At 70.8% G+C, this 11,995-nt stretch carries 10 protein-coding genes and 3 pseudogenes; 4 read left to right on the top strand and 9 right to left on the bottom strand.

The window, feature by feature from the left end; genetic code table 11:
• The first annotated feature begins 22 nt into the window (after positions 1–22).
• Positions 23–2,760 (top strand): annotated as a pseudogene (locus tag ACQPXB_RS28210) (cation-translocating P-type ATPase).
• 11 nt (positions 2,761–2,771) lie between these two features.
• Positions 2,772–4,178, top strand: a complete 1,407-nt coding sequence (locus tag ACQPXB_RS28205; protein WP_432845024.1) for an MBL fold metallo-hydrolase — start codon at positions 2,772–2,774, stop codon at positions 4,176–4,178.
• 118 nt (positions 4,179–4,296) lie between these two features.
• On the opposite strand, the gene ACQPXB_RS28200 is transcribed toward ACQPXB_RS28205, so the two are convergent.
• The 5 genes and pseudogenes from ACQPXB_RS28200 to gap all read right to left on the bottom strand — a co-directional run bounded on the left by ACQPXB_RS28200 (position 4,297) and on the right by gap (position 6,962).
• Positions 4,297–4,950 (bottom strand): zinc-binding dehydrogenase, encoded by a 654-nt coding sequence (locus ACQPXB_RS28200; RefSeq protein WP_432845023.1) that lies wholly within the window; start codon positions 4,948–4,950, stop codon positions 4,297–4,299.
• A complete protein-coding gene (locus ACQPXB_RS28195) occupies positions 4,944–5,090 on the bottom strand; it encodes a hypothetical protein (protein WP_432845022.1) in 147 nt (48 codons plus the stop codon). Before ACQPXB_RS28195 ends, ACQPXB_RS28200 begins: the two co-directional genes overlap by 7 nt.
• Before the next feature lie 186 nt (positions 5,091–5,276).
• Positions 5,277–5,550, bottom strand: a pseudogene (locus ACQPXB_RS28190) (hypothetical protein); the annotation flags it as partial.
• Between the two features lie 80 nt (positions 5,551–5,630).
• Complete coding sequence (locus tag ACQPXB_RS28185) at positions 5,631–5,918, bottom strand: PLD nuclease N-terminal domain-containing protein (protein WP_432845021.1); 288 nt, start codon at positions 5,916–5,918, stop codon at positions 5,631–5,633.
• 31 nt (positions 5,919–5,949) lie between these two features.
• Positions 5,950–6,962 (bottom strand): annotated as a pseudogene (gene gap, locus ACQPXB_RS28180) (type I glyceraldehyde-3-phosphate dehydrogenase).
• 167 nt (positions 6,963–7,129) lie between these two features.
• Here gap and ACQPXB_RS28175 point away from each other — a divergent pair.
• Together ACQPXB_RS28175 and ACQPXB_RS28170 are read left to right on the top strand one after the other, a co-directional pair.
• Positions 7,130–7,417 carry a hypothetical protein gene (locus tag ACQPXB_RS28175; RefSeq protein WP_432845020.1) on the top strand — a complete coding sequence of 96 codons (288 nt, stop codon included), beginning with the start codon at positions 7,130–7,132 and terminating at the stop codon, positions 7,415–7,417.
• A 78-nt stretch (positions 7,418–7,495) separates the two neighbouring features.
• Positions 7,496–7,762: a WS/DGAT domain-containing protein gene (locus tag ACQPXB_RS28170; protein WP_432856819.1), complete on the top strand. Its 267-nt coding sequence runs from the start codon at positions 7,496–7,498 to the stop codon at positions 7,760–7,762.
• Here ACQPXB_RS28170 and ACQPXB_RS28165 read toward each other — a convergent pair.
• The 4 genes from ACQPXB_RS28165 to ACQPXB_RS28150 all read right to left on the bottom strand — a co-directional run bounded on the left by ACQPXB_RS28165 (position 7,755) and on the right by ACQPXB_RS28150 (position 11,990).
• Positions 7,755–9,116 (bottom strand): wax ester/triacylglycerol synthase family O-acyltransferase, encoded by a 1,362-nt coding sequence (locus ACQPXB_RS28165; protein WP_432845019.1) that lies wholly within the window; start codon positions 9,114–9,116, stop codon positions 7,755–7,757. The two genes, ACQPXB_RS28170 and ACQPXB_RS28165, sit on opposite strands and share 8 nt — an antisense overlap.
• A 3-nt stretch (positions 9,117–9,119) precedes the next feature.
• Positions 9,120–9,533, bottom strand: a complete 414-nt coding sequence (locus ACQPXB_RS28160; RefSeq protein WP_432845018.1) for an AMIN-like domain-containing (lipo)protein — start codon at positions 9,531–9,533, stop codon at positions 9,120–9,122.
• Between the two features lie 324 nt (positions 9,534–9,857).
• Entirely contained in the window at positions 9,858–11,417 is a 1,560-nt protein-coding gene (locus tag ACQPXB_RS28155; RefSeq protein ID WP_432845017.1) for an AAA family ATPase, read from the bottom strand.
• A gap of 240 nt (positions 11,418–11,657) precedes the next feature.
• Positions 11,658–11,990, bottom strand: a complete 333-nt coding sequence (locus ACQPXB_RS28150; RefSeq protein WP_432845016.1) for a hypothetical protein — start codon at positions 11,988–11,990, stop codon at positions 11,658–11,660.
• Positions 11,991–11,995: the final 5 nt, after the last annotated feature.

Below are 11,995 nucleotides of genomic sequence, written 5' to 3'. Positions count from 1 at the left end.
CCGAAGCGAAGGAAACCCGACGATGACGATGCACCTGAGACCCAAGCCCGGGGTAGCCGACGCTCCGGCGATCGACGCCCGCGAGCCTGTCGTCCGGCTGCTGCGGGACCTCCGTACCGGCCCGAACGGTTTGACCGCACGGGAAGCCGCCCGGCGCCTGCAGGTGAGCGGGCCGAACACCCTGCCGGCGCACGGTGGCCGGAAGTGGCCGCTGGAACTGGTCCGTCAGTTCGTCCACCCCCTAGCGCTGCTGCTCTGGCTCGCGGGCGCGCTGGCCTGGGTGGCCGGCACGACGAACCTGGCGATCGCGATCGCCGGGGTGATCGTGCTCAACGGCCTGCTTGCGTTCGTCCAGGAGCAGCAGGCAGAGAAGGCCGTGGAAGCGCTCGGGCGCTACCTGCCTGCCCGCGCGTCGGTCCTGCGCGACGGGAGCCCCCAACACGTTCCGGTCGCCGAGCTCGTGCCCGGAGACGTCCTGTTGCTGGATGAAGGCGGCCGGGTCCCGGCTGACGCCCGGCTGATCGAGGGCCTGCTCGACGTCGACGCGTCGATGCTCACAGGAGAGTCGCTGCCGGTGACGCGCACGGCCGCCGCCACCGACGACGCGGCCCGGCCGCTGGATTCGCCGGTGCTGGTGTTCAGCGGCACGGTGTGCGTTGCCGGTGCCGCTCGTGCAGTCGTGCACGCGACCGGGCGGCACACCGAGATCGGACGGATCGCGTCCCTGTCGGCCCGGGTGGGCCGCGAGGAGAGCCCCCTGGAACGGCAGGTGCGCCGGGTCGCCTGGCTGATCGCCGGCGTAGCCGTGCTGGTGGGGCTCGCGTTTCTGCCGCTGGGCTGGCTGGCCGGGTTGTCGTGGTCGGCGGCGTTCGTGTTCGCGATCGGGCTGCTGGTCGCGAACGTCCCGGAAGGGTTGCTGCCGACCATCACCCTCGCCCTGGCCGCGGGCGTGCGGTCGATGGCGAAGGCGGGCGCTCTGGTCAAACGGCTCTCGGCCGTCGAGACTCTCGGCTCCACGACGGTGATCTGCACCGACAAGACCGGCACGCTCACTCGCAACGCAATGCACGTCGAGGAAGTCAGCGGCGGGCTCGGCGACATCCTGCCGGACGCCGGTGTGCTAGCCGAGACACTGGCTCGGTGCAGCACGGCCGACCTCGCCGCCGAAACCGGCGACCCGACCGAGCTGGCACTGCTGGGCTTCGCGTCCGAGCAGGGCACCCTGCTCACCCCGGCCGAGCGTGCGGTTGATCGCGAGAGCCTGTACGCGTTCGACCCGAGGCTCAAGCGAATGTCCACCGTGGACCATGCCGGTGCATCGCTGCGCGTGGCGACCAAAGGTGCGCCCGAGCAGGTGGTGCCCCTGTGTGCCACGGTCCTGGCTGCCGGCGGTGCCGAGATCCCGCTCACCCCCGAGCTGAGGGCACCGATCGCCGGGCGCGTCGACGAGATGGCGGGCCGGGCGTTGCGCGTGCTGGCTGTGGCCCGCCGCGAGGTGCCCGAGCTGCCGGGCGGCCGGGGCGAAGCCGAGTCGGACCTGTGCTTGCTCGGCCTCGTCGGCCTGGTCGACCCGCCACGTCCCGAGGTCGCCGCGGCGGTGGCCGACTGCCATTCGGCCGGGATCACCGTCCATGTCGTGACCGGGGACAACGGCCTGACCGCCGCGGAGGTCGCGCGCCGGGTGGGAATCGGTGCCGATCGCGTGATCAGCGGAGAGGACCTTTCTCGGCTGCCGGAGCAGGATCTCGACGAGGCTTTGACCGCCGGCGGGGAGATCGTGTTCTCCCGAGCCGCGCCCGAGGACAAACTGCGCATCGCCGACGCGCTGCGCGACTGCGGCGAGGTCGTCGCCATGACCGGGGACGGCGTCAACGACGCGCCGGCGTTGCGCCGCGCCGACATCGGGGTGGCGATGGGCGTCGGCGGTACGGACGTGGCCAAAGAGGCCGCGACGGTAGTCCTGACCGACGACAACTTCGCGACGATCGTCGCGGGTGTGCGGGAAGGGCGCCGGGTCTTCGACAACGTCCGTAAGTTCGTGCTGTACATCTTCGCGCACGCGGTGCCCGAGTGCTTCCCTTCCTGCTGTTCGCGGTTTCGGGCGGCGCGATCCCGTTACCGCTGACCGTGCTGCAGATCCTCGCGATCGACCTGGGCACGGAAACGCTGCCCGCGCTGGCGCTCGGCCGTGAGCCCGCGGAACCCGGGTTGATGTCCCGGCGTCCGCGCCGGCGCTCGGAAGGCGTGGTCACGGGGCGGACGCTGCTGCGTGCGTGGGGGATCATGGGCCTGTTGTCGGGTGTCTTGGTTCTGGGTGTGTATTTCGCGGTTCTGTCCGTGGCCGGTTGGCACCCGGGCGCCGAGATCTCCGCCGGTGCGCCCCTGCACCACGCCTACCTCCAGGCGACGACGGCCAGCTTCGCGGCGATCGTGGCGTGCCAGGTCGGCACCGCGTTCGCGGCCCGAACCGAACGTGTGTCCCTGTGGTCGGTCGGCGTCACGACGAACCGCTTGCTGCTGGGCGGCATCGTCTTCGAAATCGCCTTCGCGGCTGCCCTGATCTATCTGCCGCCGATGCAGGCGCTGTTCGACACGGCCGCGCTGCCCGGGTGGGTGATCGCGTTGCTGCTGCCCATGCCGGTCCTGGTGTGGGGCGCGGACGAGCTTTTCCGCCGCGCGACCAGGGGTCGTCCGGCGCGCGCTGCCGAAACCCGAGCACATCCGAGTGCAGCGCCAGAGCCGCGCAATCCGTTGCGGTGAAAGGAAGATCGATGGCCGAGACGGATCAGGAGGCCGACGTGCCGAGCGCAGGCTGCCTCGCGGATCGTCGTGAGCGGAGGCGGCCCGGTCCGGCGTTGACGTTTCTCGGCGGGGTGGCAGGTGTCTCCGGCGTGCGCTACCTCGTGGAAGGCCCCAGCACGACGCTCCTGATCGGATGCGGGTTTTGCGCGGGACCGGAGGTGGCATGGCAGCGCAACTTTTCGCCGGGGCCGGCCGAGCTGCACTCGGCCGACGCGGTCATCCTGCCGAGCGCGGACCTCGCGCACTCCGGCTTCCTGCCGCAGCTGGTCGCAGAAGGCTGGCACGGGCCGGTGTACGCGACGCCGGGAACCGCTGCTCTGCTGCCGGTCGCGTTGTCCGATGCCGCTCGGCAGTTCGCGGAGGACGCGGTGGCGGCGGAGGTGGGTGGCTGGTCCGTTCGCCGTCCGGTGCTGCCGCCGTTCCGGGAGGACGACGTCGCTCGCGTGGTCTCCCTGGTCCGGGCGGTCGAGTGGGGCACCCCGCGTCGGCTGGAGGGAGCGGAGTTCGAGTTCGGCCACGCCGGCGGGCGGCTCGGTGCCGCTTGGGTGCGGGTGTCGATCGGGGGCCGCTCGGTGGTGTTCTCGGGCCCGCTCGGCAGTGCCGGCCACCCGTTGCTCGGGCCGCCGGACCCCCGTCCGCCGACCGAAGCGGTCGTGCTCGCGGCGCCTCGGCCGGCCGGTGACAGCTACGTGGCCGGCCGGTTCGCCGGGGCGATCCACCGAGCGCTCAAGCGGGGCGGCGGCGTCGTGGTGCCGGCTTCGGCGGTGGGCAGCACCGAAGTGGTGCTGACGATGATCCACGACTTGACTGAGGCCGGGCGGATCCCGCGGCTGCCGGTGGTGCTCGACGGCCCGGCGGGCCTGGCGGGCGTCGAGGTGCATCGGCGGGCCGTGGCCGAGCGATGGTCCGAGCTGCGCCAGGACATCCGCGTTGAGCTGCCCGGGCTGTTCGCCGAGCACACGAACGGGGGCCCTCCCGACCGGCCGTCGATCGTCGTGGCCGGTCCGGCGACGGCGGACACCGGTCGCGTCCTGGGGCACCTCGCCACCGTGCTCCCCGATGCACGCGCCGGTGTTGTGTTGCTGGGCCCCCAGGGGCAGGGAACCCGGGTGGCGCAACTCGCTCAGGGAGCTCGGCACCTCAAGATCCACGGACGGTACCTGCCGGTGCGGGCGGAGGTGACCGTGCTGGCCGGCACCGGTGAGTTCGCCGGTCCCGCGGAGGTGCAGGCGTGGGCGATGGCGGCGCCACCACCCGAAACCGCGTTCCTCGTCGAAGGCGAGCCCGACGCGTCGCGCGCGCTCGCCAAAACGCTACACGCGCGAGCCGGCTGGTGCGCTGTCGTCCCGGACGACGGCGAACGCGTGCTGTGGTGAGCGCCTCGACGGTGCTCAGCGGCGCGTGCTGCCGGCCGAGGACCTCAGCACGTCGCGGAACGACACGACGCCGACGACACGCCCACCCTCCACGGCGTCAACGCCAGCACCGGGGTGCTCATGATGTCGCGTGCGTGCATGGCCGGTCTCCGTTAGTTCTTGTGCCGGATGGCCCCTCCGGCACGAGACCGGGCCGGTGCAGCGAGCGTCGACCGTGCGGAGTGACTACCGGACGAGGGCGCCTGCGCGCGCCGGTCAACTCCGGAGAAGCGCCACCTTCAGCGCGTTGCTGTCCTGTGGGTGGGCGAAGACGTCGTAGGCCTGCTCCATCTCGTCGAGCCCGAACCGGTGGATGACGAACCGGCTCGTGTTCCGGCCGGCCCGCGGCCAGCATCGGGGTGCTGGACGTGTCGACCAGTCCGGTCGTGATGGTGACGTTCTTGATCCACAGCTGCTCCGGGTGCAGCGTGGCCGGGGGGCCGTGCACGCCGATGTTCGCGACGTGCCCGCCCGGCCGCACCAGCCGGGTGTACAGCTCGAACGTCTCCGGCGGTCCCACCGCCTCGATCGCGACGGCCGCCCCGAGGCCGCCGCTTGCCTCGGCGACCGCGGCCGTGGCGCCGGCCGGCTGCACGAGACCGTCGGCCCCGAACGACTTCGCCGCGTCGAGCCGCGAAGTTTCCCGATCCACCACGACGATCGGGGCAGGCCCGAACAACCGCGCATTGGTGACTGCCGCGAGCCCGATCGGCCCGGCTCCCACGATCACCACGGTGCCGCCGGGTTTGACCGTCCCGTTGCGATACCCACCTCGTACGCCGTCGGCACGATGTCGGCCTGCATCAGCGCAGATTCGTCACTCACCGTGGCGGGCAGCACGTAGGTCGACGTGTCGGCGAACGGGACGCGCACGTACTCGATCGGTACGCCGTCGATGGTGTGGTTCAGCCGCGCTCCGGCGGTACTCGCACCGGCCGCACGCGACCGCGACGGCCAGGCCCGTCGTAGACGAGTGCCTTCATCTTCTCTCCTCGTTTCTGGTGGAAAGGAGCAGGATGGGCGCCCGCCGGTCGACGGTCGCCCATGGAGCACCTGGGTTCAGCACAGCCACCGGTGCTCGCCGACGAAGCCGGCCCAGCGACGGCCGAGCCCCCAGGTGTGGCCGGCCGAAGTTGCCACTAGGACGACGAGGACGAGCGCGTAGATGACGTGGTAGTCGACGATCGGGATGGCGGAGTGCGTCGCCTCGCCGGTGCTCATCGTCTTCGCGAGCGGCCACGCCGGCGAGCCCGAGCATGAACAGCCAGTCGGCCCACCAGGTGCCGGCCCAGGCGTGGAACATCGGTTCGAACGGCCCGACGTGGTTGTCGGAGTAAGTTTGTGCCGATGCCGCAATGGTTCCCGGGGCCGAAGGTCACCGTCTTGAAGGCCCTTGGGCGAATTCTCGCTCGATCATCCGAAGCGGACCGAGGTCGCTGCTGTCACCCCGCCTGTGTCGGAGTTGGCCGGTCGGTTCTCCCGCGGACCTGCCCGCCCACAGGAGAAGTACAGGATCGGTCCCACGAAGTTGACGGCGATCACGAGCGCCCACAACCACTTCGGGCCACGGACGCGCTCCGCCGGGCGGTGGGCGAGGTCCCACCAGGCCCCGGCGGCCAGCATTACCTGCACGCCGGCTGCGACGATGATCGTGGCGCGTTCCGGGCCGTCCAGATCGTGCCATCGCTTGCGTTCTCGCATGACGTTTCCTCTCAGCGGACCCGCTTCGGCGTTACGCCAAGGACCGACCGATCAGCTCCACCAGCTCCACGGTGCGGGTGGCGTATCCCCATTCGTTGTCGTACCAGCCGAACACCTTCGCCAAGTGTGAGTCGGTCTTCGTCAGCTGCGCGTCGAACACGCACGAGGCGGGATCGCCGATGATGTCGCGGGAGACGACCGTGCCTCGGTGTAGCGCAGGATGCCCTTGAGAGCGCGCTCGGCGGCTTCGGCGAACGCGTGATTGACCTGGTCCGCGGTCTCCGGCTGCTCGAGTTCGACGGTCAGGTCCGTCAGCGAACCGTCCTCGACCGGAACCCGCACGGCGACTCCGTCGAGCTTGCCGGCCAGCGCCGGCAGCACGAGCCCGATCGCCTTGGCGGCGCCGGTGCTCGTGGGCACGACGTTGACCGCGGCCGACCGGGCACGGCGGGGATCCTTGTGCGGTCGGTCCAGCAGCGCCTGGTCGCCGGTGTAGCTGTGGATCGTCGTGAGCAGGCCCCGCCGGATCCCGAAGGCCGAGTGCAGCACCTTCACCATCGGTGCGACACAGTTCGTGGTGCACGAGGCGTTCGAGATCACGTGGTGCTCCGCGGGGTCGTAGTCGTCCTCGTTGACCCCGAGCACGATCGTCACGTCGACGTCCTTGCCGGGCGCGGTGATCACGACCTTCCGCGCGCCCGCGGCCAGGTGCACGCCGGCGTTCTCGCGGGTGCGGAACCTGCCGGTCGACTCGACGACTACGTCGGCGCCGTACTCGTCCCAGGGCAGCCGAGCGGGATCGGCTTCGGCCCCCACCTGGATCAAGTGGTCCCCGACGCGCAGGGCTTCGCCGTCGACGATCTCGACGGCAGTGCGGAGCCTGCCGTAGGTGGAGTCGTGGACGAGCAGGTGCGCCAGCATCTCCGGCGAGGTGATGTCGTTGACCGCTACCACCTCGATCGGGCTGTCCGGTGTTTCCAGCACACAGCGCAGGATGTCCCGCCCGATCCTGCCGAAGCCGTTGATCCCGAGCCGTACCGTCATCGTCTTCTCCCCGTCGTCGGCGGTTCTGCCCGATCGTGTGCTGCGCGTTCCGTCCGGTCGTAGGGCCCTTCGTCCTCGCGGTTCGGGCAGAACGGAAGATTCGAGCGGCGCAGGGACGGCGTTTCATTGCAGGCACGGGTGTCCTCGCAGGCGACGGGAGTGCGGTAGTGGCGTTGCCGGTGCTCGGCGCGACGGTGGTGGCCGGCGTTGCGGGGGCGACGACGGTGTGGCACAGCTCGATCGGCGCCGGAGACCTGCTCGGCCGGTCGACCGCGAACGGGCTGTGCGATGGCGAATCGGGCCTCGGCTGGCTGATCCCGGTCAGCCTCCCGCCGCTCGACGAGGAGCTGCCCGTCGCGCTGGGCAACCACTTCGCGCTCGTGCCGGCGCAGCCCCCACTCGGGCGTCCGACCTTCGCCGAGCGGCTCGCGGAGGTGCACCACCCCATCGCCTGAATCAGGGGCTACGAACCGGTTCCCACCTTCGGGCCCCCGTACGCCGTGGCGCGGAGCCCGGCGCCGCTTGGCTTGGCGATGAGCCGGTGCTTCGCCGGGAAGGCCGTCGGGGTGCTGACGAACGTGCCCGGCCCGGCTGAGCCGATGACGCCGGCCGGCACGGACGTCGAGGGGATCGTCGGCTGGGCGCCGTGCAGCGGCCGCCAGGCGATCACCATGCGCGTCTTCACCTACGCCGGACAAGTGCGGTTCGGTTCGGCACGGACCGCGAGCCGATCCCGACCCGGAGGCATTGGTCGGCGCGTTGGGCGCGGAGTTCGCCGCGACCGGCCGGTGATCAGGTGACGGTGGCGCGCAAGGCCGTGACGTCTCTGCTGATCGCGTCGGCCAGCGCCCGGGTGTCCGGGACGGTGGCGGCGTCGGAGGTGACCCCGAACGTGACGCTCCCGGCGTAGCTGAACATCGCCACTCCGGTTCGAATCCGCAGTGCGATGGGGACGTAGGGGTAGATCTCGACGATCCGGCGCCCGAGGACGGACAACGGCTCCTCCGGACCTCGCACGTTCGTCGTCACGGTCACGATGTTGCGCTGCGGCAGGTGCGCGGCGGCCCGGACTGCCCAGGCGATCGGTGCGAATGGTTCGTGAGCGGCGGTGGCGGTCACCCAGGTGCCCGCGTCCGCTTCTTTGCCGGCCTTGAGCGCGGTGAGGCGCCGGTGCACCCGGACGAGCCGCTGCACCGGATCGGGCAGGTCGACCGGCAAGAGGGGCAGCAGAAGGGAAACCTCGTTCTCGAGGGAGTAATCCGTCCGCACCGACACCGGGACCAGTGATCGCACGCTGTCGGCGGACGGGGTTTCGCCGCGCTGCAACAGTATCTCGCGGAACCCGCCGGTGACCGCGGTCAGCAGGACGTCGTTCACCGTGACGTCGAACGCGTCGGCCACGGCCTTGACGTCCGCCAGGGGAACCGACGCCGTGGCGTACCGGCGATCGTGTCCGAGCGGTCCGCTCAACGGAGTAGGCGACGCGGGCAGGAGTGCCGACGTCATCGCGGCCAGCCCGCGTGCCGCGTCGGTCACGCGGCTCGCGACCTGGGTCGGGTGCAGAAGGCTTTTCGCCACCAGGCAGGTCTGGTCCCATGGGTAGCGCAGCATCGTGCCGACCGCGTCCAGCAGGAGGTTCGCCGCGCCGGGATCCGGTGCCTGTTGACGACGCGGCGATCCGGTCGGGGTCTCGCCGAAGAGGACGGTGAGCAGCCGAGCAGCTGCTTGTCCATCGGCCAGTGCGTGGTGGACCTTGGCCAGGATCGCCCAGCGCCCCTCGGGCAGTCCTTCGACGACCTGGAACTCCCACAGCGGCCGGTCTCGATCGAGGCGTTCACCCATCAACCGGGCGACCAGGTCGCAGAGCGTCGCTTTGTCGTGCGGCGCGGGCAGCGCCACCCGGCTGAAGTGCCGCACGGCGTCGAACTCCGGGTCGTCCACCCAGATCGGCGGCCCGAGGTCGAAGGGGACCGTGCGGATCCTCTGGCGGAACCGCGGGACCGTGTCCAGCCGTGCGAGCACCGCCGAGACGAATTCGTCCTGGCTCGGCGCGGGTCCTTCGACGATCGAGAGCGAGGCGATGGCGAGCGACGAGCGGCGATCCTCGTCCTCGATTTCGAGGAAGGCCGCGTCGAGGGGGCTCAGCCGGTCCACGGCTCAGTGCCCGATGTCCAGCACCACGTGGCGGATCCGGTCCTGCGACCCGACCTGCGTGAAAACGCGGAACGGCAGGGTCGCGCGGACCCCCACGGCGAACGTGCTCACACCCTCGAACGAACCCGCGAAGCGCACGGCTCGCAGTGCCGGCCAGCCGGGCGTTGTCACCAACTCGTCTCCGGTGGCGGCGAGCATCCGGCCGGAGTCGTCGGTGCCGAGTGCCGGAGCGCGCACGACGACCTCCAGGGCAGCGCCGCCGGGAACCGGCAGCGGGTCGCCCTTCGGATCGGAGGTGACGACCGGGACGTAGCTAACGGCGAACCCGGCCTCGGCCATGCCGTTGAGGTCGAACACGACCCGGTCGAAACAGTCGTGGCGACCGGTCCGCACGAGGTACAGCGCGTCCCGGCTCATCGAGGGGGAGCTTCGCGCGTTCGTGCTCCACACTGACGTGGTCACCGCGCAGGACAGCTTACCTGGGACGGGCGCACTGGTGCTCGGCGAGACCGTGGGCGTGCTTGCCGTGGGAGGGGGCGCGCCGCTCGTGGCCGGCGCCGCGCCCCGGTCGTTCCCGCAGGCGACGGGGGCCAGCGTGCAGGCGAGCGCTGCGACGATAGCCTGAACCTTTTGCGGTCGGCTTCGGTGTGCGGAGACACTTCGGGTGGTTCCGTTCGTGCGGCATGTCCCGGCCCCTTCGCGGAGTGGCGGTGGGCGTTGCGTCCCGTCCGCGGCTCTTCGTCACTGTGCTGCTCCGTGCGCGGGCTCGCTCCCGAGACTGAACCTCCCACCGTCTGCCGTGCCGAGGGAAGGATCGGAGTGCCTGGTGCCAGGAGACTTTCGGGGTTCGCGCGAAAGCAGTGCCAGCGCCTTGCCGAGTGATTCGGCCGGGGTGCCGGTCGTTGGCAGCGGCTGTGCTTCGGGCCAGGGGTCGGCGGCCGCGGTCATCCGGCGTGCGATGTCCGGCGTGGCATCGGACAGGGTGTTCAACCGGTCGGCTATCCGTTGTGCGACAACCTCTTCCGGTGCACTGCAGCACACGGCGGCCAATTCCGCGCCTGATCGCTCGGCCGCCGTGGTGGCAAGCCGGCGGTGCCGGGCGGCGTTCCAGGAGGCGTCCAGCACGACGGTCTCGCCGAGGGCGAGCAGTTCGCCGGCGCGGCGAACGAGCTCCGCGTAGGTCGCGTCGGTGTGTTTGTCGTCGTACAGGCCTTGCCGGTAACCCTCGGCGGCTCGGTGCGTCGGTGCGAGACCAGCGATTTCCTTGCGCAGTCGGTCGGACTGGAGCAGCACGGCACCCAACCGGTCGGCCAGTCCGCCGGCGACCGTCGACTTTCCGGTGCCGGGTTCCCCGCCGACGAGGATCAGCCGCACCCGGCCCAGCCGGAGGTGGCGCAATGTGATGGCGGCGTACTCACGCGCCGGCGCGCCGGCTTCGGGATCGCCCTGTGCGTGCCGCAGGCAGGCGACTTTCACCCGGACGAACGCGCGGTAGGCGAGGTAGTGGTGCAGCAGCGCCGGGGGAGCGGGATCGCCGGTGAACTCCCGGTAGGCGGCCACCAGCCGCTCGCCGAGTTCGGGGGCGCCGAGCCGCTCGAGGTCCATCGCGAGGAAAGCGACGTCGTCCAGCACGTCCACGTGGCGGAGGTGGTCGTCGAACTCCAGGCAGTCCAGGACCCGTGGTCCGTCATCGAGGCAGAAGATGTCGTCGGCGAGCAGGTCCCCGTGACCGTCGACCACGTGCCCTTCGGCGATCCGGCGGTCGAACAGCGCCTCTCGCCCGGCGAGGAACTCCTCGGCCAGCGCTTCGATCTCCAGGGCCGAGGTGGGATCGAGCACGTCGCCGTGGAAGGAACGGACCTGCTCGAAACTGTCCCGCCACCGGTTCCGGACCGCATCCCGGGTCTCGTCGGCGTTGATCCGCTGGCCGCGTTCTGCGCGCGCGTGGAACGTGGCCAGCTGCCGAGTGAGCCCTCGGATCTCCGCGTGCAGGGCAGCGCCCTGGCGGACCAAAGTGGACATCCTCCGGTACTCAGGCATCCGCCGCATGACGACCAGGTGGTCGCACACCCTTCCATCGGGCCCGGTGACGTCGGCGACGCCGAGGTAGACGTCCGGCGACAGCCGGCGGTTCAGGGCCACCTCCCGATGGCACATCCGCTCCCGGGTCTCGCGCGCGGAGAAGTCGACGAAGCCCAGATCGACCGGCTTCTTGAGCTTGTAGACGAGGTCGCCGGCGAGGAAGACGACGCCGATGTGGGTTTCGTGGACGGCGGCCCAGGAAGCAGCGGAAGGGATCATGCCCCCAGAGTCGGCGCCCGCGGTCGGGGAGCCAAGGGCGTTATGTCACCGGCTCCGCGAAGGAAGTCCTCGCGGCAGCACGAACGTTACCGCAGGCGAGGGCACCGGCACCCGCTCCGCCATCGGCGCGGCGAGCACCGTGGTTCTCCCCGGAGGGAAAGGAACACGCGGGGCCTTCGCTCTGCGTTGGGCGGAGGATGCCGATGATCTACTGTGGACAATTGTGAGGAGTTCGGGTGATCATCGTTTCGAGGGGCTTTTCGCGCGCTTCTCCGCGTCGGTTTGGCGGCGGATCAGGACGGTCACTGAGGCCCCGGCAACCAGCAGGCCCACGCCGGAGAGCCGCCACCAGCCGGATCGGACGCGATCGCCCAGCAGAAGCACGGCCAGCGCGCCGGGGAACACGACGCCGGTCATCGTGGTGACCGCACTCGGCGCTGTCGGCGTGCCGTGCCGCAGAGCGGTGGCGTAAGTCGTGACGCCGAGCACGGTGAAGGTCAGGCCGAGCACCACGTCGAAAGTGATGCCCGGTTTTGCAGCACGAGCGGCAATGCGCGAGCCTCCGTAGGACAACCGCG

The organism is Amycolatopsis sp. CA-161197 (assembly GCF_050942255.1).
Taxonomy (GTDB): domain Bacteria; phylum Actinomycetota; class Actinomycetes; order Mycobacteriales; family Pseudonocardiaceae; genus Amycolatopsis.
The sequence above is the reverse complement of the archived record's forward strand: the minus strand, read 5'-3'. Positions and strand labels throughout refer to the sequence as shown.